The sequence below is a fragment of the Klebsiella sp. 141153 genome (assembly GCF_032601995.1).
GTDB lineage: Bacteria > Pseudomonadota > Gammaproteobacteria > Enterobacterales > Enterobacteriaceae > Klebsiella > Klebsiella aerogenes.
On sequence record NZ_JAQIRJ010000001.1, the window covers coordinates 170628 to 195093 of the forward strand.

At 55.8% G+C, this 24466-nt stretch carries 26 protein-coding genes; 10 read left to right on the forward strand and 16 right to left on the reverse strand.

Translation table 11 applies throughout. From position 1 onward, the window contains the following. The first annotated feature begins 5 nt into the window (after window positions 1-5). Window positions 6-1121, forward strand: coding sequence for an AAA family ATPase (locus tag PGS10_RS00835; RefSeq protein ID WP_045394592.1), 1116 nt, complete (start codon window positions 6-8; stop codon window positions 1119-1121). Window positions 1122-1123: 2 nt separating this feature from the next. Here PGS10_RS00835 and PGS10_RS00840 read toward each other — a convergent pair whose 3' ends face one another. Further along, on the reverse strand, window positions 1124-2389 hold the full coding sequence (locus tag PGS10_RS00840; RefSeq protein ID WP_045394589.1) for an MFS transporter: 1266 nt from the start codon (window positions 2387-2389) through the stop codon (window positions 1124-1126). A 41-nt stretch (window positions 2390-2430) separates the two neighbouring features. Next, complete coding sequence (locus tag PGS10_RS00845; protein WP_316422235.1) at window positions 2431-5538, reverse strand: beta-galactosidase; 3108 nt, start codon at window positions 5536-5538, stop codon at window positions 2431-2433. 208 nt (window positions 5539-5746) lie between these two features. Between PGS10_RS00845 and PGS10_RS00850 the strand changes: the two genes are divergently transcribed. From PGS10_RS00850 to PGS10_RS00860, 3 genes are all read left to right on the forward strand, one after another. Further along, on the forward strand, window positions 5747-6811 hold the full coding sequence (locus PGS10_RS00850; RefSeq protein ID WP_316422236.1) for a LacI family DNA-binding transcriptional regulator: 1065 nt from the start codon (window positions 5747-5749) through the stop codon (window positions 6809-6811). 381 nt (window positions 6812-7192) lie between these two features. Then, a complete protein-coding gene (locus PGS10_RS00855) occupies window positions 7193-7441 on the forward strand; it encodes a hypothetical protein (protein WP_045394583.1) in 249 nt (82 codons plus the stop codon). Between the two features lie 41 nt (window positions 7442-7482). Next, on the forward strand, window positions 7483-8439 hold the full coding sequence (locus PGS10_RS00860) for a sensor domain-containing diguanylate cyclase (protein ID WP_045394581.1): 957 nt from the start codon (window positions 7483-7485) through the stop codon (window positions 8437-8439). 6 nt (window positions 8440-8445) lie between these two features. Here PGS10_RS00860 and PGS10_RS00865 read toward each other — a convergent pair whose 3' ends face one another. Beyond that, window positions 8446-9054 carry a glutathione S-transferase family protein gene (locus PGS10_RS00865; RefSeq protein ID WP_316422427.1) on the reverse strand — a complete coding sequence of 203 codons (609 nt, stop codon included), beginning with the start codon at window positions 9052-9054 and terminating at the stop codon, window positions 8446-8448. A 176-nt stretch (window positions 9055-9230) separates the two neighbouring features. On the opposite strand from PGS10_RS00865, the gene PGS10_RS00870 reads away from it, so the two are divergent. Then, window positions 9231-10121 (forward strand): LysR substrate-binding domain-containing protein, encoded by an 891-nt coding sequence (locus PGS10_RS00870; protein WP_316422237.1) that lies wholly within the window; start codon window positions 9231-9233, stop codon window positions 10119-10121. Between the two features lie 75 nt (window positions 10122-10196). Here PGS10_RS00870 and mgtS read toward each other — a convergent pair whose 3' ends face one another. The 3 genes from mgtS to ftrA all read right to left on the reverse strand — a co-directional run bounded on the left by mgtS (window position 10197) and on the right by ftrA (window position 11711). Beyond that, on the reverse strand, window positions 10197-10292 hold the full coding sequence (gene mgtS / locus PGS10_RS00875) for a protein MgtS (RefSeq protein ID WP_004102377.1): 96 nt from the start codon (window positions 10290-10292) through the stop codon (window positions 10197-10199). 138 nt (window positions 10293-10430) lie between these two features. Then, a complete protein-coding gene (locus PGS10_RS00880; protein ID WP_015366741.1) occupies window positions 10431-10646 on the reverse strand; it encodes a DUF4177 domain-containing protein in 216 nt (71 codons plus the stop codon). Window positions 10647-10670: 24 nt separating this feature from the next. Next, window positions 10671-11711: a transcriptional regulator FtrA gene (ftrA, locus tag PGS10_RS00885; protein ID WP_316422238.1), complete on the reverse strand. Its 1041-nt coding sequence runs from the start codon at window positions 11709-11711 to the stop codon at window positions 10671-10673. 68 nt (window positions 11712-11779) lie between these two features. Between ftrA and PGS10_RS00890 the strand changes: the two genes are divergently transcribed. Beyond that, window positions 11780-12193: a rhodanese-like domain-containing protein gene (locus tag PGS10_RS00890; protein WP_047048097.1), complete on the forward strand. Its 414-nt coding sequence runs from the start codon at window positions 11780-11782 to the stop codon at window positions 12191-12193. A gap of 142 nt (window positions 12194-12335) precedes the next feature. Next, a complete protein-coding gene (locus PGS10_RS00895) occupies window positions 12336-13439 on the forward strand; it encodes a cobalamin-independent methionine synthase II family protein (protein WP_047079238.1) in 1104 nt (367 codons plus the stop codon). A 29-nt stretch (window positions 13440-13468) separates the two neighbouring features. Here PGS10_RS00895 and PGS10_RS00900 read toward each other — a convergent pair whose 3' ends face one another. Next, on the reverse strand, window positions 13469-13939 hold the full coding sequence (locus PGS10_RS00900; protein WP_047079237.1) for a helix-turn-helix domain-containing protein: 471 nt from the start codon (window positions 13937-13939) through the stop codon (window positions 13469-13471). Between the two features lie 116 nt (window positions 13940-14055). Beyond that, window positions 14056-15240 (reverse strand): efflux MFS transporter YdeE, encoded by a 1185-nt coding sequence (gene ydeE, locus PGS10_RS00905; protein WP_047079236.1) that lies wholly within the window; start codon window positions 15238-15240, stop codon window positions 14056-14058. A 193-nt stretch (window positions 15241-15433) separates the two neighbouring features. On the opposite strand from ydeE, the gene eamA reads away from it, so the two are divergent. Continuing rightward, window positions 15434-16330 carry an O-acetylserine/cysteine exporter gene (gene eamA / locus PGS10_RS00910; protein ID WP_213797265.1) on the forward strand — a complete coding sequence of 299 codons (897 nt, stop codon included), beginning with the start codon at window positions 15434-15436 and terminating at the stop codon, window positions 16328-16330. A 74-nt stretch (window positions 16331-16404) separates the two neighbouring features. Here eamA and marB read toward each other — a convergent pair whose 3' ends face one another. From marB to marR, 3 genes are read right to left on the reverse strand one after another with little or no spacing between them, the layout of a single operon-like run. Further along, a complete protein-coding gene (marB, locus tag PGS10_RS00915) occupies window positions 16405-16611 on the reverse strand; it encodes a multiple antibiotic resistance protein MarB (protein WP_020078926.1) in 207 nt (68 codons plus the stop codon). A gap of 30 nt (window positions 16612-16641) precedes the next feature. Further along, window positions 16642-17025, reverse strand: coding sequence for an MDR efflux pump AcrAB transcriptional activator MarA (gene marA / locus PGS10_RS00920; protein ID WP_015366733.1), 384 nt, complete (start codon window positions 17023-17025; stop codon window positions 16642-16644). A gap of 17 nt (window positions 17026-17042) precedes the next feature. Beyond that, on the reverse strand, window positions 17043-17477 hold the full coding sequence (gene marR, locus PGS10_RS00925) for a multiple antibiotic resistance transcriptional regulator MarR (protein ID WP_045394564.1): 435 nt from the start codon (window positions 17475-17477) through the stop codon (window positions 17043-17045). A gap of 262 nt (window positions 17478-17739) precedes the next feature. Here marR and PGS10_RS00930 point away from each other — a divergent pair, with 262 nt between their 5' ends. Continuing rightward, window positions 17740-18408, forward strand: a complete 669-nt coding sequence (locus tag PGS10_RS00930; RefSeq protein ID WP_047048110.1) for a MarC family NAAT transporter — start codon at window positions 17740-17742, stop codon at window positions 18406-18408. 52 nt (window positions 18409-18460) lie between these two features. On the opposite strand, the gene PGS10_RS00935 is transcribed toward PGS10_RS00930, so the two are convergent. After that, window positions 18461-19663 (reverse strand): sugar transporter, encoded by a 1203-nt coding sequence (locus PGS10_RS00935; RefSeq protein ID WP_213292585.1) that lies wholly within the window; start codon window positions 19661-19663, stop codon window positions 18461-18463. Between the two features lie 195 nt (window positions 19664-19858). Here PGS10_RS00935 and PGS10_RS00940 point away from each other — a divergent pair, with 195 nt between their 5' ends. Next, entirely contained in the window at window positions 19859-20656 is a 798-nt protein-coding gene (locus PGS10_RS00940; RefSeq protein WP_316422239.1) for a PhzF family phenazine biosynthesis protein, read from the forward strand. A gap of 42 nt (window positions 20657-20698) precedes the next feature. Here PGS10_RS00940 and PGS10_RS00945 read toward each other — a convergent pair whose 3' ends face one another. The 4 genes from PGS10_RS00945 to PGS10_RS00960 are packed head-to-tail and all read right to left on the reverse strand — an operon-like array spanning window position 20699 to window position 24424. Then, a complete protein-coding gene (locus tag PGS10_RS00945) occupies window positions 20699-21376 on the reverse strand; it encodes an SDR family NAD(P)-dependent oxidoreductase (protein ID WP_316422240.1) in 678 nt (225 codons plus the stop codon). Continuing rightward, the gene (locus tag PGS10_RS00950; RefSeq protein WP_213797263.1) at window positions 21373-21846 is read right to left on the reverse strand and encodes a YhcH/YjgK/YiaL family protein; all 474 of its coding nucleotides are present in this window, start codon (window positions 21844-21846) and stop codon (window positions 21373-21375) included. The genes PGS10_RS00945 and PGS10_RS00950 overlap by 4 nt, the downstream gene beginning before the upstream one ends. Next, window positions 21843-23009: a sialidase family protein gene (locus PGS10_RS00955; protein ID WP_316422241.1), complete on the reverse strand. Its 1167-nt coding sequence runs from the start codon at window positions 23007-23009 to the stop codon at window positions 21843-21845. Before PGS10_RS00955 ends, PGS10_RS00950 begins: the two co-directional genes overlap by 4 nt. A 2-nt stretch (window positions 23010-23011) precedes the next feature. Next, entirely contained in the window at window positions 23012-24424 is a 1413-nt protein-coding gene (locus PGS10_RS00960; RefSeq protein WP_047038689.1) for a sodium:solute symporter family protein, read from the reverse strand. Window positions 24425-24466 lie beyond the last annotated feature (42 nt).

The following is a 24466-nucleotide window of genomic DNA, read 5'->3' on the forward strand; positions in this document are numbered from 1 at the left end:
AAGGTATGATTAACCGCATTCGTATTAACAATTTCCGTTCAGTCAGGGCGATTGAACTGGAACTCGGGCCGCTGAATATCGTGTTTGGCCCCAACGGTTGCGGAAAATCGAACATCTACAAAGCGATTCACCTGTTAACCGCCTCGGCCAGCGGCCAGTTTTCCAGCTATGTCAGCGAGGAGGGTGGGCTTGAGAATATCATGTGGTCGGGGAAACAGGCGCCGACCGACCGCCACCCACGGCGTCTGCAAATCGCCTGCCTGACCGACGAATTTGAATACGAATTGCAGGTCGGGTTTCCGGAAAAACTGCCGTATCCAACGCAATTCATGCTTGACCCGATCGTTAAAGAAGAGAATATCTGGCTATCGGGTTTTAACCGCCGGCCATCGTCACGGGTACTGCAACGAAAAAACCAGGCGGCGTTTCTGGTTGATGTCAATGGCGAAAAAAGTACCTTCACCGATACTATTTACGAAAACGAGTCTATTTTCGGCCAGCTAGGCGAACCGCATCGTTTCCCGGAAGTGTCGCGCGTGCGGGAGACCATGCGCCGCTGGCGTTTTTACCATGAGTTTGCCATCGGCAGGCTTTCACCGCTCCGCCAGCCGACGGTCGGCTACCGTTCACCGGTGCTCGATAGCGATGGCGGCAATCTGGCGGCGGCCTTTCAGACTATCGTCGAAATCGGCGCTGAGGAGTTGCTGCACGAAATCCTCGGCGAAGCGTTCCCCGACTGTACCTTTTTCTGCGAGAACGACAACTCGCGTTTCGTGATGAAGATGCGCCGGGAGGGGATTTATCGGCCGCTGCTGGCGGCGGAGATGTCTGACGGCACCCTGCGTTTTTTGTGCCTGGCGGTCGCGTTACTCAGCCCACGGCCACCGGCGTTTCTCGCCATTAATGAGCCGGAAAACAGCCTGCATCGCCAGATGTTCCCGGCGCTGGCGCGTCTGATTGTCGAAGCGTCACGCTATAGCCAGATCTGGCTTACCAGCCACTCGGCAGAACTGGCGCAATTGATCTCAGCGCGAGCGGAGTGCCGCCTCTACGAACTGGAGAATAGCGGCGGGCAAACGCAAATCAAAGCGGCGTCTCCGTCATCCGTGACGGAAGGATAATCTCAGGACGCATTGTTATACTCTGCTGTAGGCAGCAGTGTCTTACTACCTTTTAAGGTAAATAGCGATATCAGGGTAAAGCTCAGGGTGATTGAGCCGAGGATCAGGTAGGCCTGGTGAAAACCTACGGTGTCGTACATCCGTCCCACCCAAGCCGAAAGCACTACCCCGGAAAGCTGTTTCGACAGGTTAAAGCCGATTAAAAATAGGGTGGCGGAAAGCTTAGGGTTAAATGCGGAAGAAATATATTTGAAAGTGCCGACCAGCAGGAACGGTAATTCAAACATATGCAGCATTTTTAAAATGACCACTTCCACCGCCGAAGTCGCAAAAGAAGATCCGAGGATGCGCATCGACATAATTATGCCGGCGGTCAGCAGGGCGTTTTTCGCGCCGATGCGGTTAATAATTGCCGGTGCGCAGAACATAATCAGCGCGTTGAGTAATTCACCGCCGGTGGTGACAAAGCCGAAGACCTCGGTTCCACGCTGCGGCGTGGCGAAAAAGCCTTTAAAAAAGTTAGCGAACTGCTGGTCGAAAACGTCATAGACGCTGGCGACGCCTACCACATAAATAATAAATCCCCAGAAGCGCGGCATTCGCAGCAGTTCGGCCGCCGTACGTAGTGAAAAGGCCTGGCGGTTGGCGCCGATGGCGTCGATAACCTGCGCGCTGCTGCTGGCCTCCGGGCGCGATAGCCATAACAACACGCCAAGCACCAGCGCAAAACCGGAGGCTATCCAGAAGGTAATGTTAGGGTCGATACCGAACAAGATGCCGGTAATTGACGCGCACAGCGCCCAGCCGACGCAGCCGGAGACGCGTACTTTGCCGTATTCAAAACGGTTGGCGCGGCTGACGCGTTCAATATAGGCCTCGACCGCGCCGGAACCGCTGGAAAACACCACGCCTAAATAAATTCCTCCCACCAGCGCGCCGGCGATAATGTTCATTTGCAGCAGCGGCGAGAAGACAAAAATAAAGAACGGGGCGAACAAAATAAGCAGTACGGTAATGGTCCACAGCAGATGTTTACGCAGCCCGAGCTTATCGGAAATCAGTCCAAACACCGGTTGGAATATTATCGCGAACAGCGAAATGGAGGAGAAAACAATCCCCGTTTCGGTTTTCGTTAAATGGTTTACTTCCGCCAGCCACACCGGAAAAAAGGGAAAGTAAGCCGACATAATGAAATAGTAAAAGAAAAAGAACAGCATGAAATAGATAAAATTATGCCGTTCGCGGGGCGTGAGTTCAGAGAGTTTCATATCTTATTATACCTGTGCGGTGGGGGCCGAAGCCCCCGTTATTATTGACAATGAAGCGTAACCTGATAGTGCCATTGGGCCTCGAGCAGCAGCCACTGTGACAGAACGCTTGGTGTCCAGGAATCATCGCCGCCAACGCCCATATGCTGGCCGTCGAGCGTGATCCAGACGCCTTTTTCCGGCGTCATACGATGCCAGTGATCGGTCGTCATCAGCTGTTCCGTACTGTACGGCTGCACCGAGAAGTGGAACTGGCCTGCGACGTGCCAGCATCCCCAGTCCAGCGCTTTGCAATCGCAGCGCAGACCGTTTTCGCTGGGGAAGATATAGGGCGTGCTCATCTCGCGCAGCGGCTGTTGCCAGCGCGAAAAACAGGCGCTGCTTTTGCGATCCGGATAGTTTTCGTGCGGCCCTAATCCCAACCAGCTGACTTCGGCATGTTGATCGGCGACCTGGAAGCGCAGCCCGACGCGCGCCAGCGGCGGTAACGTTGCGGCACGTTCGCCATCAACGGTGATCTGGAGCCCGCCGTCGGCCGTGAAGGTCATGCGCCAGTGGCTGGCAATGACCGTCTCCTCGCCGCGCAGATAGTGCCAGTGGCTATCAACGATCACCTCCCGCGCCAGCTGCTGCGCCTCGCATTTCACGCAGCGGGTCGTCAACGAATACAGACCGGCGCTCTTCCAGCGCTCGACCCAGGCGTTCGGATCGATACGTTCGACTTCGCTGACGCCAATATCATTGTCCAGCGGCGCACGGATAAACTGATCCGCCAGCGGGGTCAGCAACTGCTGTTTGCCCGCGGCATACCATTCGCTTAAACGTCCGCTCTGACGATCGATAATCCAGCGCTGGGATCCGACGCTGACCTGATAGAGCGTGGGTTCGATCGTCAGGACCGGCGCCGGGCCTTCGGCGGACGTCTCAGATAGCGCCAGCGGCGCGGCAAGCGCTAGCTGCTGCCAGGCGACGCGGTGACCGGGCTCAGACCATGACGTCGCCTGCGGCTGGATCACTTCGAGCTGCAGCCAGACATCACGGGCGCCGCGCGGCAGGGCCAGGCAGTCGCTAAGAATCAATTCCGCCCGTCCTTGCGGCTGCAGCGCCAGCGCTAAGTCGCCGCTGGCTATCGTTTCTCCCGCGCACTGAACCTGCCAGCGCAGCATTTCGTTATCGGTGACGCGGAACAGATATTCGCTGGTGATAGCAATCCGCAGCGGACTTTGCTCCAGCAAGGCGAACTGGAAATACTGTTGCGCATGTTTGGCCTCGATGAGCGAAGGATGGGCGCGCCGGTCGGGGAATACCAGGCCATTCATGCAGAACTGCCGGTCGTTAGGTTTATCGCCGAAATCGCCGCCATAGGCCCAGCCGACGCTACCATCCGGGAACGTTTTCTCGATTGCCTGGTCGGCCCAATCCCAGATAAAACCGCCCTGCAGGCGAGGATAGTCGCGGAAAGCCTGCCAGTAATCGGCGAAATTGCCCAGGCTATTGCCCATCGCGTGGGCGTATTCGCAGAGGATCAGCGGGCGTTGTTCGCCGGGCATCCCGATCCACTTCTTGATCGACCATTTGGGTACCGCCGGGAAGGGCTGGTCGCGCTCGACGCGGGCGTACATCGGGCAGATAATATCGGTGGCGCTGCTGTCGGCGCCGCCGCCTTCATACTGTACCGGACGCGAAGGGTCGTTATGCTTCAACCACTGGTACATGGCCTGATGGTTGTCGCCGCAGCCGGACTCATTACCCAGCGACCAGATAATGATCGAGGGATGATTGCGGTTGCTCTGCACCATACGAGTGACGCGCGCACTGTAAGCGGCAAGCCAGGCCGGATCGTCAGACAGCCGATTCATCGGTACCATGCCGTGAGTTTCGATATTGGCTTCGTCCACCACGTACAGGCCGTAGCGGTTGCATAGCTCGTACCAGCGCGGGGCGTTGGGGTAGTGCGAACAGCGCACGGCGTTGAAATTGTTCTGCTTCATCAGCAGAATGTCCTGCACCATATCCTCTTCGTTGACCACCTGGCCGCGCTGATGATGATGTTCGTGGCGGTTGACGCCGCGGATCAATAGCGGCTTGCCGTTGAGCAACAGTAGCCCGTCGCGGATTTCTACCTGGCGCAAACCAATATCCCAGCCTTCCGCTTCAAGCAACGTCTCGCCGCGCCATAGCGATACCACCGCGCGGTAGCAATGCGGCTGCTCGGCGCTCCACAGCCGCGGGCGCTTAATATCGAGATTGACAATTGCCCGCTCGCCGTAGCTGCCGCGTTCATCGATAATCGGCGTACCCAGCGGCTGGCGCTGGCTGGCAAGGCGCGTTTTGCCATCCCACAGCGCGACGTCAATTTCCAGCGCCGCTAGCGCTTCAGGCGCGGCCTCGACGCTAAGCTTGACCTGCAATTGCGCGTCGCGATATAGAGCATCGAGCTGCGGGGTTAATTGCACATCGCTGAGGCGGACCTGCGGTTTATGCAGTAACCACACCGAACGGAAGATACCGCTCATGCGCCACATATCCTGATCTTCAAGCCAGCTGCCCGCGCTCCAGCGCATCACCATCACGCACAGGCGGTTGGCGCCTTGTTGCAGAAACTGGCTTAAATCAAAGGCGGCGGGCAGACGGCTATCCTGGGAGTAGCCGACCCACTCGCCGTTGCACCACAGATGAAACGCGGAGTTAACGCCGTCAAAGATAATTTGCGTTTGCCCTTCGACCCGCCACGCCTCATCGACGGTCAACTGTAGCGAATAGCAGCCGGTAGGGTTGTCTTCGGGCACCCGCGGCGGCACGGTATCAATCGGATAGCGGACGTTGCTGTAAATCGGCGCGTCATAGCCCTCCATTTGCCAGTTTGAAGGCACCGGCGTCGGGCGGCTGTCAGGCAGGTCATGCTGCAGCCAGTTGGCATCCACCTGAAACGGACTACGGGCATAGGAAAATTGCCATTCGCCGTCCAGCTGACGGCGGCGGTCGGAAGGGCGGTTGTCGCGCGCCGCATCGGCATCGCGCCAGCTGGCAAAAGAGGGATGGGCGGGCAGGCGGTTGAGGTGAGTGATAGTCTGGTTTTGCCAGTCCTCGCGGGCCAGAACTTCGTGAAAAGCGGGGCCGCGAGCGGCGCCTGAATCATATCGTTGCATACGCATACCTGACGGATAATGGTAATAAATGTTATTCGCTAAACAATCTCATCGGGTTATCGGGTATTTTCCACAGACCCGCAATGTTGGCGAAAATGAAACCCATTCACGATCACGAATCACGGCGCAAATAGCAGATTTTTGTCGTAAGGAAGACATAAAATGTTAGCGTAAGACATTAAGCCGTTTTCACTGACAGGAGTACGCGATGCAGCGCCGTTCAGCCACTTTAGAAGATGTCGCCCGCGAGGCGGGCGTTTCGCAGCAGACGGTATCGCGGGTGGTGAATAACCCACAGATTGTGGCGCAGCGCACCCGTGAAAAGGTGCTGCGCGCGATGCAGACGCTGCACTATGTGCCTAACCGTTCGGCACAGCTATTGGCGGGCAAAGCGGCGGCATCGATAGGGCTTATCACCGCGTCGTTGACCTTACACGCGCCGTCGCAAATTGCCGCGGCGGTGAAAAGGTATGCCGGTGAGCAGGGGCTGGAGGTCGCCATCGCCATGCCGGCGCAAAGTGATTACCCGGCGCTGCAGGCGCGGCTGGATGAGTTTCGCGCCCAGCATATTCGAGGCGCCATTATCAGCCTGCCGCTGGAGAGCAGCGTCGCCGAACGGCTGGCGGCGGAAAATACGGATATCGCCTGTTTGTTTCTCGATGTCTCGCCGGAGACAGATGTCTCCTGCGTGCGTTTCGATCATCGCGATGGCTGCGGCGCCTGCGTGCGCCACCTTTGGGAATTAGGTCACCGAGAGTTTGGCCTGTTGGCCGGGCCGGAAAGCTCGGTGTCGGCGCGGATGCGCCTCGGCAGCTGGCGCGAGACGCTGCACCGGCTTGGGGTCAGTCAATCGATCACGGTGTTCGGCGACTGGAGCGCCGCCAGCGGCTGGCAAAAAACCTTCGAGTTGCTGCATAAAAACCCGAAATTAAGCGCGATCGTGGTCGCCAACGATCAGATGGCACTCGGGGTGCTAAGCGCGCTGGCGCAGCTTAATCGACGCGGCAGCCAGGCGATTTCGGTGACCGGCTATGACGATACGGCCGATAGCCTTTACTTTCAGCCGCCGCTTACCACCGTCGCCCAGGATTTTGATCTGTTAGGCCGGCGGGCCTTGGAATTAGTAATGCAGCAGATGGCGGCGCCGACCGGCCGCCTGCGCGAACTGCTGCCGGCGCGGCTGGTGGTACGTCAGTCGACCTGGCCGCTCGCGACGCAGGATAATACTGCGCCGCTGATCACTGAACTAAAAGCGCTGGTGGAGAAGCTATGAGTACGTCTGCGGTTTAAGATTTATTGAACAAGGGCGTGCTAGCCTGCGAGTCAGACGTAGGAAGTCCCGACGCACTCCTACGAAAACGCTAAATACAATCTACGATCTATCCATGCAAGCATTTATTCACCGCCAGTCACATGGCGGTTTTTTTTTGCCTATTCACCCCTGGCTCGTCGCTGGCGATTTTATTATCTTCTGCTAATTGCCGATAATTTGCGCTGATAACAGCATAAACGCATTGTTTTTCATGGCGTGGGTCTCGGCGCTTCCCTGGGCCGTATTTTTTAAGCCAGCATAAAATGCGGATAGCTATTGGGATGGAAAAAACGGCCAGGGCTAACCATACTGATGACATTGCGACAGGAGGTGGTGCTTTCAATGAACGATGATTTTCAGGCGATTAAGAACGAATTTGCTAAATACGCCGATGCGGCGCAAGGGACCGCGGTGGCTTTCGCCATGTATGAAGATTTAGCCCGACGGCTGGCGAATTACTTTCATAACCTCGATCAGCTCAACAAACGACGTTTTCTGCTGAAGCTGGAAGAGGGGGAACGCGAAATTGGTACCCAGGGCAGCTATGACTGGTATGGGGCGCTGACGCGCTTTTCATCGGCTGCTCATTAATCCCGCCATCTGATTTTTTCGCTTTATTGCAATGAGGCTTTATGAAATTCCCAGGCGTACCGGAAAATGAAGAAGAAAGACTGAAATCGCTGTATCTGGCGGACCTGCTCGATACCCGTGATGATGAGCGTTTCGAACGCCTCACCCGGCTGGCTAAAAGAATTTTTCAGGTGCCGGTGGTACTCATCAGCCTGCTCGACCGTGAACGGCAGTGGCTGCTCGCCTGTCAGGGGTTGGGGATTCGCCAGACCCGGCGCGATATCTCTTTTTGCGCCCACGCCATCTTGCAGGACGGCGCATTCATCGTTAACGATGCGGTCAATGACGATCGTTTTTATGATAACCCGTTGGTGACGGGCGAACCCTATATCCGCTTCTACGCGGGCTATCCTGTCCATCTGCCCGATGGCGCCGTGGCCGGCACGCTATGCCTGATTCATACCACGCCGCGCGAGTTTAACGATGAAGAGATCGCCGTCCTCAAGGATCTGGCTTATATCGTCGAGGATGAGTTCCAGGTGATTGGCATGGCGATGACCGACAGTCTGACCGGCATCGCTAACCGGCGCGGCTTTTACCGTATCGGCGATAAACGTTTCCGTACGCTTACTAGCAACGCAACGCCGTTTAGCCTGGTCTTTTTTGATCTCGATAAATTCAAACCCATTAACGATCTGTGGGGGCATGCGGAAGGTGACGAGGTGCTAAAAACCTTCGCGGCGTTTCTGGCGCAACATCTGCTGCCAGGCGAGGTTGTCGGCCGTTTAGGCGGCGATGAGTTCGCCGCCATCATTACCCGCAACGGGCGTGCCGACACATTCTTGCAAAAGCTGCGTGAGAGTGTCGATCATTACAACCAGACGTCAGGAAAACCCTATAACATTAATTACTCTTACGGCGAGCTACAGAGCGATGTCAGCCGTTATCCGACGCTCGGGGATATGCTCAAACAAAGCGATGAAGTGATGTATTCGCGCAAGCGTAGGAAAACCTTATAAACGCGATTATTCCGCCAGAGGATATTTTTTAAAAGCGGCTAAAGCCTCACATGCTTCTGCTAAACCATGTATATGTTTAAAATCGTGGGGCGGGATCGTCGTTGGGATCATGGCCTGAATAAATGACCAGACGACAGTACTGGTTATCATGACCTGATCCAGCGGTTGGGCGGTAGTGCGGCCGGCCAATCTTGCATCCCATTCATGACAAGCTGCCAGCAGTTGCTGTGTTACACGCTCAATCCATGGCTGATGCTGTTTTTCCGCCGGACGGAGACGATGTTCATAAATATTTTGTACCGCCTTTTCGCTGGCAGCGAGAATAAACCCCAACAGTTGCAGATCCTCCGCTAACCGATGCGGATTTTTCGGTAACAGTTTACGCCTGGGTTCGGCCTGCATTTCGAAATATTGTAGAATCAGTGTCGAGTCCATTAATAACAAACCGTTATCCAGTACCGCCGTTGGCGCTTTAACAACCGGGTTAATTTGTGAAAACGCATCAAAGGTGCTGAATACTGATAAAGGAACGCTCACAAATTGTATGCCGTATAGTTCCAGCGAGATTGCAACACGCCTAACGTAAGGCGAATCCATCATACCAATAAGTTTCATCGTCATTTTTTATTCCAGATTAACATCATTCTATTATCGGGAAATCATGTGTTCAGGCGCTGCCGATAAGCAGACCATCGCAGATTAGCGTAAACCGATAGCGACGAATATCATGGTTTTCTTATACAGAGCGTAAGTATTTCTGACATTAGCCGGCAAGGTGCAGAGAACAACAGATGTCGAATTATCCACCCATTGCAAGTTTACGCAGTTTCGAGGCCGTCGCCCGTCTTGGCAGCGTGACGCTAGCGGCGAAGGAACTGAATGTGACACATTCGGCGATTAGCCAGCAAATCAAAATCCTCGAGGAGCTCGTTGGGGTAAAACTCTTTATCCGCCAGGGGCGTGGCGTACAAATCAATGAAGAAGGGCGGCTGTACGCGCTGCAAATTCGCGAGGCTCTGCAGCACATCGCAGAGGCGACAAAGCTGGTACAGATTAAACCTCGGACGTTGGAACTTACGTTGTCAACACTACCTTCATTTGGCTGTCACTGGCTATTGCCGCGGCTAATGCGATTCCGCGAGAAATATCCTCACATCTTATTGCGGCTTCAGGCCAGCTTGACGGTGAGCGCTCTGGAACAGGAAGGGATTGATATTGCTATCCGTATGGGGCGTGGTGAATGGGAAGGGGTTAAAAGTCATTTTCTCTTTGCGGATGAATTAATGGTAGTCGCCGCGCCAAATTATAACGGCGGCAAGCTGCCAGCGACGCCGGAGGAGGTGGCTGCGAGCAACATTATTTTTTCGATGGAATCATGGAAAAGCTGGAGCCTGAACGCTGGGCTGGAGAAAGAGATCGAGCCTGGCGGACTACGGATTAATGATTCAAATCTGGTTCTTGATGCGGTACGGCTGGGCGAAGGTATCGCTCTGGAGCGTAGATCTCTGGTTCAGGGGGCGCTGGATAGAGGTGAGTTGGTGCAGATAACGGCAATTACTGCGCCTTATCCCTGGCACTACTGGTTGGCGGTCTCTCCGTTGGCGGAGGAAAAGGAGGAGGCAGCGCTGTTTATCGGCTGGCTTTTTGACGAAATCACTATTTGGCAGCAACAACGGCAATAACGGTCTTTAAAAACAGAACGCCCCCTGGTGCAACAGCAGCAGGGGGCGCTTACGGGTGGGGATTATCGTCGTTCATCAGTCATCCCATTTGTGGCTTAGATACGCGGCCAGAAAACCAAAGAACAGGATGGTTCCCAGTACGGCCATGAAAACATGCATATTTCCCAGCATGATCTACCTCCATCTTATTTATGCGCTAATGTTGTCCTCATTGAACAGGGTTTACGGTTGTTGAATAGATAATATCCTGGTCAATCTAAACAAAAGATTAACCAGAATAGCGTTATGTTTATGAAGTAAATTAACGCATCAGATGGCGCGTTCGAGCACAAATAAATAGGCTTCGCGCGACCAGAACAGGGCGCTGCGGCGGCGTTCGACCGCCATGGTTTTGACTTCCCAGCCCTGCTGCGTGTACTCAGTGAGGAACCGGCTCATTTTATCGGGATCGGCTTTCGCTTCGCCAAAAAACATACTGCCCAGCAGCCCCTCTTTATAGATAACGACGCGACACTCTTTTTTCATCAGCTTAATCCTTGCAGGTGTAATTCAACGACGTGAATTATTGTCGCTGGCCATCTTAATATTACTACTGACGGGGGAAAACTTTTTTCGATATTGCAGCGGACTCACGGCGAAATGCTGGCGAAAGTGGTGACGTAGCGTACTGGCATTAGCGAAACCGCAGATTTCGGCGATTCTGTCGATGCTGAGACGGCTATCGGTGAGCTGCTGGCGGGCGCGAAGCAACCGCTCATCAAGCAGCCAGCGGGCCGGCGATTTACCGGTCGCCTGCTGAAAACGACGCAAGAAAGTGCGCGGGCTCATATCCATTCGCTGCGCCAGCGAGGCAAGGGTATGGCTCTCAGCGAGATGCTGATGCAGATAATCAAACAGCTGGCCGAGGCGCTGGCTTTCACGCGCTGTTGCTACCGGGCGGATCACCTGCTGCGCCTGCCCGCCGTCGCGGTGCGGCGACACCACCAGCCGCCGGGCGACGATGTTCGCCGCTTCGTGACCGAAATCTTCGCGCACCAGATGCAGACAAAGGTCGATGCCCGCGGCGCTGCCGGCGGAGGTCATCAGCCGCGCATCGCCGACGTACAGCACGTCTTCCACCACTTCAATCAACGGAAAACGCTCCTGCAGCCGGGCAGTATAACGCCAATGGGTGGTGGCCTGCCGGCCGTTGAGCAATCCGGCGGCGGCGAGCACAAATACCCCGGAACAGATAGAGGCGATTCTGCAGCCGCGCGCATACGCTGCCGCCAGCGCCTGGCACAGCGCCTGAGGAACCTCGCTTTCTATGCCTCGCCAGCCGGGGACGACGATGGTGTCCGCTTCGTTAAGCAGCGCCAGCCCGCCGTCGCTGACGATACGAATACCGCCGGTGGCGCGAAGCTCGCCATCATCGACGGCGGCGACCGCGAACCGATACCAGCTATCGCCCATTTCCGGGCGCGGGAGACCAAAAATCTCGACCGCCACGCCGAACTCGAAGGTACACAGGCCGTCATAGGCCAGAACGACGACTTTTGGTGGTGACAGTGTCACATTGTTGGTTGTCAGGATTTCAGCGTTTTCTGTCATCAATGGGGGCGGTGGTCCGGGTCGGGTGGTGGTTAAAGTAGTGTTACCACAGACAAGGAGAATACGCCATGAGTGTTGTAAGCCAATTTACGCCAGCCGCCCCGGCCGATGCCGCTGCCTGGTTTGCCCATAAACTGAGTGTCGAAACCGACTGCGCCGATGTCCATCACGCTTTGCAGCACGGTGAGCAGGACTTTGTGCTGCTGCATGTGATAGGCAGTCATGATGTTTTCGCCCGTCGTCACCTGCCAGGGGCGCTGCATCTGCCGCATCGCGAGATCAATGCCGCGCGAATGGCGCAGTGGCCCGCGGAAACGCTGTTTGTTGTCTATTGCGCTGGGCCGCACTGCAACGGCGCGGATATTGCCGCCTTAAAGCTGGCGCAGCTTGGCAGACCGGTAAAAATGATGCTCGGCGGCCTGACCGGTTGGGCGGATGAGGGGTTTGCATTTAGCGTCAGCGAAGCCAGCAACATGAAATAAATTCAACAGCCATGAATTTTTCTCGTTTGCCGATGCTCCTTCTGCATGACAGTATCTGGACATATAGACATCCAGAAGTCTAAAAATTCAAATAATGAATTATCACGGCGGGCAACTACCTGCCTGCCGTTAAGGAGAGAACATGCAACGTCACCAGGCCCCGTTCCGCGCAGATATTGTCGGCAGTTTTTTACGTCCTAACGCCATTAAGCAGGCGCGCCTGCAGCTGGCGGAAGGCAATATTGATGCCGGCCATCTGCGTGAAATTGAAAATGAAGCCATCCGCCAACTGGTTCAGCAGCAGTGCGATTGCGGCCTGCACGTGGTGACCGACGGTGAGTTCCGGCGCGCGTGGTGGCACTTCGACTTCTTCGACGGTCTGGAAGGCGTTGAACGTTACGATTCAGAGAAAGGTATTCAGTTCAACGGCGTACAGACCAAAGCGCACGGCGTGCGCGTGACCGGTAAACTGGGCTTCGGCAACCATCCAATGCTGGAAGATTTCCGCTTTTTGAAAAGCGTCAGCGGCAGTGCGCAGCCGAAAATGACCATCCCCAGCCCCAGCGTGCTGCACTTCCGCGGCGGACGTAAAGATATCGATAGCACGGTATACCCGGACCTGGCTGAATACTTCGACGATCTAGCAACCACCTGGCGCGATGCGATCCGCGCTTTCTATGACGCTGGCTGCCGTTATCTGCAGCTTGATGATACCGTCTGGGCCTATTTATGTTCAGACGAACAACGCCAACAGGTACGCGAGCGCGGTGACGATCCGGACGAACTGGCGCGTACCTATGCCCGGGTACTGAATAAAGCCCTTGAAGGGAAGCCGCAGGATCTCACCGTCGGCCTGCACGTCTGTCGCGGTAACTTCCGCTCGACATGGATTTCAGAAGGCGGCTACGAGCCCGTGGCGGAAATTCTCTTCGGCGGCGTCAACATCGACGCGTTTTTCCTTGAATACGACAACGATCGTTCCGGCGATTTTGCCCCGCTGCGCTTTATTCGTCCAGGCCATCAGCAGGTGGTGCTTGGGCTGATCACCACCAAGAACGGCGAACTGGAAAATCCGGAAGGCGTGAAGGCGCGCCTGCAGGAGGCGGCGCAATATGTGCCGCTGGAACAGATTTGCCTGAGCCCGCAGTGCGGCTTTGCCTCCACAGAAGAGGGCAATTCGTTAAGCGAAGCCCAGCAGTGGGATAAAGTGCGGCTGGTCACTGGGATCGCCGCCCAGGTCTGGTAACGAGATAGCCCGCATTAAGCGGGCTTTTTCTATTTACGCAGCAGGCGCTGCAGTCGCGCCTGCCGCCACTGGCGGATCCACCCGGCAAAGACAAACAGACGTAATCCCCGCAGCAGCAATAACGCGCCCCAGATGATTGCCACCCACACTGACCAGTAGATATCCGGTTGGGTAAAACGGTTAATCACCAGCAACAAAACGCAAACCGTGATCGCCACGCTTAGCGAGCGAAAAAAACGGCTCTCCTGATGCAGGCGGCTTTTCGCTTCTTCGATACGTAAATCGAGCGATGCTTCGTGACCGACGGGAGCATCGTCGCTGAGCTCGGCCACATTTATCTCAAACACCGCCGCCAGAGCGCTCAGGGTTTCTAACCCCGGGCGATCGCCGTTTTCGATCCGCTGGATAGTGCGAACGCTGACGCCAGCCAGTTCGGCAAGTTGTTCCTGGGACCAGGCGCGCTGCAGACGTAATTGCTTTACTCGGGTACTGCCGTTCATGGTGTTAATCTCCGGATGGGAACCTGAGACCAGTGTGGTTTTTTAGCCTGCCGGGCGCCACGACGGGCACCCGACAGAGAGGTGACAGCAACCCGACAGCCGCATGACGCCTGGGTTTACGCCTGTACGGTTTGCCAGGGACGCACATTCATGCCGCGGAAAATCATCAGCCAGGCGGCAACGATCGCCAGCATTAAGATGAAGAATAGCGACCAGTGCGGCAGATGGGTAAGGATTATCCCGGTCAGCATCGGGTTGAACGCCGCGCCTAACCAGCCTAACGACTGGGCGGAAAAATAGCTGGCTTTCATACCGGGTGGGGCAATCTGATCGATCAACATATATTCGCCCGGCGCATAAATAACTTCGCCAAGGGTAAAGATAGCGGCGGAAATGCCCCACATCAGCAGATTATTACCGGAGAGGATAAAACCGCCGAGACCCAACACATAGCACAGGGTGCCGAAGGTCATCAGCGGGCGGATGTTTCGCGCCGAAAGCCGTCGCCCGACGGCGTATTGCAACGCGACCACCACCGCGGCGTTGACCGGCAGCACTACCGCGACCACTTTTTCCGCGAAGTCGCTGGTGCCTGCGGCGAGTACATACTGCGAAATACAGGAGGCAAATGAGCCGCCGACAAACGATGCCAGTAAACCGGAAAAAGTAAACCACAGCAAGGCGCGATCGCGCAAAAGCACCGACGGCGTCCACTGCGGCGCGGTACCTTCCACGCTAACGGCAGAGGTACGTTCGACGAAGAGCTGTATAAACACCAGCGGGAAGGCGGCACACAGCGCGGCCAGCCAGAAAGGCAGGTTAATGCTCTGCATCACCAGTAGGGTGCCAATTGGCGGCCCAACGGTCCAGCCGATATTGAGGAAGGTATAGTTGAGCGAAAAGATGCGCGCCTTTTTCTCCGGCGTCAGCACATCGGCAAACCAGGCTTTCAGCACGGTAGAAAAAACCGAATAAGCGCAGTTGATCAATGAGAAAAAGAATACCACCAGCGCCACGCTATTGACCGCGGGGATGGCGATAAAGCCAGCGATAAACGCCACGATGGCGATCAGCATATAGCGTTTTTTGTCGAACTTATCGGCAAGAATACCGAAGCCCATGCTGAAGATAACGCCGACGACCAGCGCGACGGAGAGCGCATAGCCGATGACGTCGACTTCCAGCTGAAAACGGCGGGTGAGATAAATCGTCATAAAAGGAAGCGTTGCGCCGCGGCCGATGGTTAACAGCAACGACGACGCCAGTAGCGCTACCGTTGAGCGCCTGATGGTGGTTGTCATTTTTTCCTTGCCCGATGTTGTGTTTTATTTTTGTTGTGCCCGATCACAAATAGCATGCTAACTGAGCCTTGTATAGCGGGCTCTATGTCGGAAAGTGCCTTCAGCACCTGCTAAAAATAATGATCTGTTCGAGCGGCGGGAATTTGGTTACTTTGACCTTGGTCATCGTTGACCAGAAAGACAGAGGCATCGTATGACGCGCAGAGATGGACTGCTGGCAATGCTGGTAGTGGTGGTGTGGGGGCTTAATTTTGTGGTGATTAAGCTCGGGTTGCACAATATGCCGCCGCTGATGCTGGCGGGGTTACGTTTTTTACTGGTGGCGTTTCCGGCGCTACTGTTCGTTGCGCGGCCCAAAATACCGCTGCGCCTGCTGCTGGGCTACGGCCTGACCATCAGTTTCGGCCAGTTCGCCTTTTTATTCTGCGCGATTAACCTCGGTATGCCAGCCGGTTTGGCATCTCTGGTACTGCAGGCTCAGGCCTTTTTCACTATCGTGCTGGGCGCTTTTGTCTTTGGCGAGCGGTTACAGGGAAAGCAGGTCGCCGGTATCGCGCTGGCTATTTTTGGCGTATTGGTACTGGTTGAGGCCAGCCTCGGCGGCCAGCACGTGCCGCTGGTCGGCTTTATGCTGACTCTGGCGGCGGCGTTCAGCTGGGCCTGCGGCAACATTTTCAACAAGAAAATTATGTCTCATCAACATAAGCCGCCGATTATGTCGCTGGTGGTGTGGAGCGCGTTGATTCCGGTGTTACCGTTCATGCTGGCGTCTGGCATTATTGATGGCCCGCAGGCGATGGCGGCAAGCCTGGTTAATATCGACGCCACGACCGTGCTGTCGCTGATGTATCTGGCGTTTGTCGCCACCATCGTTGGTTACGGTATCTGGGGGGCGCTGCTCGGGCGTTATGAAACCTGGCGGGTGGCGCCGCTGTCGCTGTTGGTGCCGGTAGTCGGGATGGCGAGCGCGGCTCTGCTGCTTGGCGAACGGCTCAATGGCCTACAGCTGTTGGGGGCGGCGCTGATTATGGGCGGGCTCTATATTAACGTGTTCGGTCTGCGGCTTGCGCGCCGCGGCGCAGCGCGGTAATGACCGTCCCGACGAAGCCGGGATAAAAAAGCCCCGCTTCAGCGGGGCTTGAGTCATTGCGGAATGGGCGGGCGTTAGTTGTAATACGGTACGCCCAGCTCATCCGATTTATCATTGCCGGCAGCCATGTGATTAAAATCAAACGGCGAGTCGTTATGTTCGGAAGGGATAATCATCGCGTCCCGGTTATTGTGGCGAACCGGAGTGGTGGTTTGCTCCGCATAACTCTGGCTTGCAGCCAGCGCCATTAGCACGATGGCGGCGGTAGCGAATAATTTCATGATTTCCTCAGTACGTCTTTATGCAGGCGATTAACAACAATAATTATTTAGCGGCATCAGGTAGCGGGATTCACCCGGAACGTTGGTGATGCGATATTTATGCGGCGGCACATCGAAATAGTTTTTAAACGTCCGCGTCAGCGTCTGCTGCGATTCAAAACCGTAGCGCTCGGCCAGATACAAAATCGGCTCATTGCTCTGCTTGAGTTTTTGCGCGATTTCCGTCAGCTTGCGGCTGCGGATGTACTGGCCCAGCGAGTGGCCGGTCTCTTTCTTAAACATTCTTTGCAGGTGCCATTTGGAGTAACCTGAGCGCTCCGAAACTTTCTCCAGCGATAATGGAGATTCCAGGTTCTCTTCGATCCACGACAAAATACTATGGATAGTGATGGCGTCGTTATTGCGTCTGGACATCATCTTACCTCTTCTTATTACGGCAGGACTTTCTTGAGCAGTTGCTCAAGCATGACCACTTCGTCTGCCGTTAGATTTTTTGTTAGTTCCTGGTGCAATTTTTGACCCACAACCTGATGACAGTGCTCACAAAGGGCTGCGCCTTCTGGTGTCAGTTGCACCAGAACGCCGCGCTTGTCATTTGGGTTGGGCAACCGTTCTATCCAGCCTTTGCAGACTAGCCTGTCGAGCATGCGCGTCATTGCGCCTGGATCGACCGACAGGACGGTCTTCAGCTCAACGGGTGTTGTACATACTTCACAGCGAATGGAACAGAGCACCCGGAACTGGGTGGCGGTGATATCCATGGGTGAAAGATAGTCGTTGAGCAGTCGATCTTTTTTCTGGTTAACCATCTGGATCAATCGGCCAAGAGGGATCATCTCGTTGAACAGATTGTTAGTGTTTTCCATGATAGTTGCCCAGGCAATTATTTAGTTGCGATGGATATTATTGCCGCGGCAATCATAAGTCAACATTATGAATTCGCCGATGCCACGATTTGCTAAAGATTGATAATTTGACGGCTGTCACTTTTTCTCATTTTACTAACGCTTGTTATTTTTTATCGACGTGATTTTTTTCGTGGATGTGGCATCTGAGTCGCTGCTGTCGATATACTCACGGGGTGAAACTGTACTGAAAAAATAATACTTAACGGGATGTTGACTCACTATGCTGGAACTCTTTAAAGCAATAGGGATCGGTCTGGCGGTGATTTTACCGTTGGCGAACCCGCTCACCACCGTGGCATTGTTCCTTGGTCTGGCGGGCAATATGAACAACGCTGAGCGTAATCGACAGTCGCTGATGGCATCGGTGTATGTCTTTGCGATCCTGATGGTGGCGTGGTACGCCGGTCAGGTGGTGATGAATACCTTTGGTATTTCCATTCCCGGTCTGCGTATCGCCGGCGGTCTGATTGTGGCTTTTATTGGTTTTCGGATGCTGTTTCCGCAGCAGAAAGCCCACGATTCGATGGAAGCGAAGATCAAATCGGAAGAACTGCAGGATGAACCCACGGCGAATATCGCCTTCGTGCCGTTGGCGATGCCCAGCACCGCCGGGCCGGGCACCATCGCGATGATTATCAGCTCCGCCTCGACGGTAAAACACGGCGTCGATTTCCCGGAATGGGTCGTGCTGGCCGCGCCGCCGATTATTTTTGCGCTGGTGGGGATCATTCTGTGGGGCTGCCTGCGTAGCTCAGGGGCGATCATGCGGCTGGTGGGGAAAGGCGGTATCGAGGCGATTTCGCGCCTGATGGGTTTCCTGCTGGTCTGTATGGGCGTGCAGTTCATTATTAACGGCGTGCTGGAAATTATCACCAACTACCACGCCTAAGGGCCAATACGATTCACGCGCCCGGCAGTAAGCGGCCGGGCTTCGCTGCTCGCTAATGGGAGTGGTGCGGCTGCTGCTCATCGCCCGGCGAAGGCCAGCGGCGAAAAATCATCACCGACCACACCAGCGCCACCAGCGCCGGTACGGCGCCAACGTAGCCTATCGCCGACATCGACAGTTGCGTACTCACCTGGCTGCCGACCAGCGCGCCGGCGCCAATACCAATATTGAAAATACCCGAAAACAGCGACATCGCCACATCGGTAGCATCCGAAGCCAGCGCCAGCACTTTCACCTGCATGCCGAGGCCGATGACCATAATCGCGATCCCCCAGAACACGCTGAGCAGCATGAGCTGGTTGGCGTTCCTTGAGGCAGGTAGCAGCAACAGCAGGCATACCAGCAGCAGGCCGATAGCGGTGGTAATTAGCGCGGAAGCATGCTGGTTTCCCAGCTTGCCGAAGACAATACTACCAATAATACCCGCGCCGCCGAGCACCAACAGCAGCAGAGTGGCGAAATTAGCGCTCAACCCTGCGACGTTCTGCACGAAGGGTTCAATATAGCTGTATGCCGTGTAGTGGGCGGTCACCACGATAACCGTCAGCAGATAAATACCGAGCAGCGCCGGACGGCGGAACAGCACCGGCAGGCTCTTGAGCGAACCGGAATGTTCGCTTGGCAGCGCCGGCAATAGTTTCGCCAGGCAGACCAGCGTCGCTAAAGCGCCAAGACCAATGGCCAGGAAGGTTGTGCGCCAGCCAAAATATTGTCCGACGATACGGCCAATAGGAATGCCGAACACCATGGCCAGCGCGGTACCGGTGGCGATAAGGCTAAGCGCCTGGGCGCGCTTGCCGGGAGGGGCCATACGGATAGCCAGCGCGGAGGTGATCGACCAGAACACCGCGTGGGCGAAGGCGATGCCAATGCGGCTCACCACCAGCACCGTGAAGTTCCACGCGAAAAATGACAATACGTGGCTGGCGATAAATAACACGAACAGGCCAATGAGCAGGCGACGGCGCTCCATCTTGCTGGTCAGCAGCATGAACGGCAGCGACATCAATGCCACTACCCAGGCATAAATGGTCAACATGATCCCGACCTGGGCCGTTTCCATACCGAAGCTGTCGGCAATATCAGACAGCAGGCCGACCGGGGCAAATTCAGTGGTATTAAAGATAAAGGCGGCAATTGCCAGCGTGACGACCCGCAGCCACGCGACTTTGCGTGAGACCGTATTTGTAAGCATAAATTCCGGGCTGGTAGTAATGAAAAGGAGAGATGACCGATCTTAAAACGAATGCTGCCGAAAATACAATCACTTTGTGATCTGTATCTCATTTTTTGCTGACGCCTGTGGCAGCTAACAACTTAATTTTTCGGCTAATAGTGTGCGGGCATGGTTTATGTGTCATGTTGATAGCCGATAAAAAAGGGGAGCACGATGAAAGAAATCAGTTTTTACCTGGTCGATGCCTTCAGCGATCGCAATTTTGGCGGCAACGCGGCGGCAGTATGCCCGCTCAGCGAATGGCTGCCTGATGAAACGCTCTTAAAAATGGCGCAGCAGCATAATCAATCCGAAACGGCGTTTTTTGTCCGCACCGACGCTGGCTATGAGCTGCGCTGGTTCACGACGCTTGATGAGATTAACCTCTGCGGCCACGCCACGCTCGCGGCATCGCACGTGATTTTTGAATATCTCGACCACCCCTCGGCAACTATCGTATTTAGCACCCGTTTTGTCGGTGAACTACGGGTAACGCGCAGCGGCGACTGGCTGACGCTGGATTTCCCCGCCTGGCAAACCACGCCGGTGCATGACGTACCGCCGGCGCTGTTCGCCGGGTTGGGCATCGATGACGCGCTGGAGGTGCGGGAAGGGCGTGATTATCTGGTGGTTCTGCGCGACCGGGCGCAGGTTGAAGCGGTGCGCCCGAATATGGCGCTGCTGGAGAGGCTGGATAAGATGATTTGCATTAGCGCGGCCGACGAAGAGTACGATTTTGTCAGCCGCTTTTTCTGCCCCGGTGAATCGGTACCGGAAGATCCGGTAACCGGGTCAACCCACAGTATGCTGATCCCCTACTGGGGAGCGAAGCTCAATAAAACCGACCTGCTGGCGCGGCAGGTGTCGGCGCGCAGCGGCGAGCTGCGCTGCCAATGGCGCGATGACCGCGTACTGATTAGCGGCCAGGCGACCACCTATCTGCGCGGCACGGTCTATTTGCGCGAAGGTTAATGATAGTTTCCCCCGGCTGGCGCGACGTTTAGCCGGGTACTCCTAACCAAGCGAGGCGCCGCCACACATCACCAGCTCTTGTCCGGTCATGGCCGCGGCTCCTTCGCTAAGTAGCCAGCTCACCAGCGACGCCACCTCCTGTGGCTTAATCAATCTACCGAGCGGCGGCGCCTTCGGCGGCGAACTCTCGCGTCCTGGCTGGCGCAGCATTGGCGTATCGGTGGCGCCGGGGGCGATAACGTTAACGGTAATGCCCGCAGCGGCAAGTTCCGCCGCCCAGCTTCTCGCCAGCGCCACCAGTGCCGCTTTGCTTGCCGTATACTGAGAACGGCCTGCCGCTCCGCGCGAAGTCCGGCTACCCAAAAGGATAATCCGACCGCCGCTCCCCATAACCGGCGCAAAGCGGTTGGCTAAGGTCTGCGCCGCATCTACATGTAGACGCCACAACGTCTCGCCATGCTGCGCGTCAAGTTCTCCTAGCGGCGCCGCCGCCATCAAACCGGCGGCATGGATAATCGCCTGCGGCGGTGGTACCGACGACAGAGCATCAACCAGCGCGCGGCGGTCGCTCACATCGACCGCCAGATGGGTGAAGCCTTCATGGATGAACGTCGGCGCGGAGCGGCTCAGACCGAGCACCTGCCAGTCCTCCGCCAGCAGTTGACCGACAATCGCGGCGCCGATCCCCGAGCTCGCGCCCGTCACCAGTGCCTGCTTCATGGCGCCTCCAGCATGCTGCGCGGTACTTTAAACACCGCTTTCCTCACCGGGGCGGGTGACGTAACGGCGCACAGTGCCTGGTGCGGTTCGCCGGGGAGAAAGACCGCGAAGTCCCCGGCGCACAGATGCAGCGTGACGCTTTGCGGCGTCTGCTTGCTGATAAAGAGATCCGGCTTGCGTTCTTCATCATCAGGTTGGCCTGTGTACACCATACCGGCATGCAGCGTCTCCTCGCCGGCTAAAATGACCTGAATATCGGCCCATTGGTGGTGATATTCGGTATGTCTCTGTCCTGCCGCCTGGGTTTGCGCGGTGCCGATGGTGCAGTACCATCCGCCATCTGCAGGTTGGAAGCGGCCATCTTCGCGGGCTGTCAGGGCGGCAAGAGAACATTCAGTGCGGCTGAGTATCTGCCGCAACGCCAGCGGCAACCCCGCCTGAGGCAGGGCATTCAGATTACCGATGATCATACGCCTTCTCCTTTAACCCATTGCGGCGAGACGCGGACATACTTAATGGCCTGCCGGTACCAGGTATAGGCAATGTGTAAATTACCGTCTTCACCCTGTTTAATACTGGGATAGGAGAATTCACGGTTTAGTTTTTGCTCTGAATTGTTGGTCATACAGTAGCCGTCGCCCTCATCAAGGTTGCGCATCCACGGCCAGCTTTTGCCGCCATCGGCGGAGATAGCCACGGTCATTGGTGCGCGCGGCGCGCCCCAGAAGGCGGTTTTCCCGGTGCATTCAGGCTCTTTCCGGCCGTCGTCGTCTTCTATCTCATCGTATAGCGATGCCCGACGCTCGCTGGCGCCTGCTGCGCTCATGTTATTGAAGACCAGCGCCAGATCGCCGTTACTCAACGTGGTCGCCTGAATGGACGAGTTATTGTTTGGCAGCGTGGTGGGGATCGGCGCTGACCAGCTTTCGCCATAATCTGTCGATTGGCTGTACCAGATATGATCGGCCCAGCGGCTGCGGAAGAAGGCGGCCAGCGAGCCATCGGCCAGCGGGGTGATATTCATATGCACGCAGCCGAGGCTTTGCGGTACCGCCACGTCGCGCCAGCTTTTGCCGCCATCGGCTGAGATTTTTACCGCGCTGATATCGTCGTTACCGACCCATTTTTCCCCTGGACGGCTACGACAATAGAAAACCGGCAGCAACCAGTTGCCGTTGGGCATTACGGTTATGGGTTGCCGGATAAAGGTGCCGGGTTCATCGAGTAGGGTGGCAATCGCTCCCCAGTGCTTTCCTCCATCGTGCGACTGGCGATAACGCACAATAGCGGTGTCCTGATTGCCGGCGTGCTGCGCGGTCCATAACAGCCACAGCACGCCATCAGGAGCCTGGAACAGCACCGGATTTTGTTCTGAACGTTCCGGGTCGTCGGATAACTTTATCGCGTCGCTCCACGTTGTGGCGCCCGGCGCTAAACGCGATCCCCAGACTGAAATATCCGCTTTCCCTTCCTGCGAACCGCCGAACCACACGCACATCAGCGTGCCATCGGGCAGCGGCAGAAGATTGGCGGCATGGTTTTGCGGGCAGCCGGAGGGCAGCATTGCCGCGGCGAGCTTAGGATCCTGCTGGTGTTGGCGAATCACGCCGTCAAAAGTTGGGGTGGTGGTCATTTTTACACTCCACGTTGTTCAATGGGGGCCGGGGATGATTGTTGCGCTTTATTGGGGATTAGGCGGTCGATCACCATAATCAGGGCCGGGGTGATCAGCGCGATGTACATGTTATTGATGCCGAACGGATCGCCGAGCAAATACCACGCCGAAGTCACCACGCAGGCGCCGATGAGGCCAGCGTTCGCGCCGCGGGCGCTCTTAAAGAACGGCGCATAGAAGGCGATGACCGCGACCACGGTGATAGAGAGTCTGATGGCGCGGGTAAAGAAGGAGAGCTTCAGCACTTCCGGTACCAGCAGCACAAAAATAAGCGGCAGAAAACCGATGATCAGCGAGGCCCAGCGGGTGGCCTTAAACTCCTGCTCCGGCGTTGGGTTGCGCCACGGCACGTAAAAATCTTTTACCACCAGAGAGGCAATCGCCAGGGCAACGGTGCTGACGCTAACGAAAATAGAAGCCACAAGTGACGTTGTCACTAATCCGGCAAGCCACGGGTTCATATCCTGCAGGAACACCGGTAGAGCGTACAGGCTGTTGATTTCCGGGTGCAGAAACTTCGCCGCCACGCCGATAATGGCGATCGCGAAGGCGATAGGCAGGCAGAAGAAAAAGGCAATCCAGGTAGAGCGTTTCGCCGATTTTACGTTTTTGGTCGAACTGATCGCCTGAATGACAAACTGGGTACAGAAGATGGAGCCGATGGTGCCGATAAGCCAGGCGCAGATGGTGCCGGCGCCAAAATTACCATCCCAGGTCCAGTAGTAATCCGGCATCTTCTCAATCATCGGCGTGAAACCGCCGGTTTTTGCCAGCGCGAAACCCATAATAATGAGTAGACCGGCATATTTTAATGCGCTGTGCAGCATGGTGACCCAGGCTACGCCTTTCATACCGCCGAAGGCAAAATAGAAAGTACTTACAATGGCGGTAATAAACGCCGCGAGGGGTAAATTGATCTTTAATACCGTGGAAATTGCCGCCGCGCCGCTGACGTAGTTACCGACGTTCACCAGCAACAGGGCGTAAATCATAATGATGGAAATAATATTCTTGGTACTGGTGCCGTATCGCTCGGCAATCGCCCCGGAAATAGTAATTTTACCAGTATTATAAATCCTCTTGACCAGTATCAGGCCAAACAGTGGAAAGCCAATGGCGGCGCCCAGCACCGACCAGGAAGCGGCAATCCCGCTCTCGAATGCGGCCTGTGCGGTACCGATAGTCGACTTGGCGCCGATATATTCGGACATCAGCAGGATACCGACGATAAAGGCCGGCATCGCGCGCGAGCCCTCCATAAAATCCCCGGAATTTTTACTTCTGATACGGAACGTCAGCCAGGTGGTAAATAAGATATAGGCGATGACAATGCCGACAATAATAAAGGTATCTTCAGTGGTAAAATGATTCATCTTAGCCTCTCTTTGGGCGTACGAATCCTGGGTACACAGGTA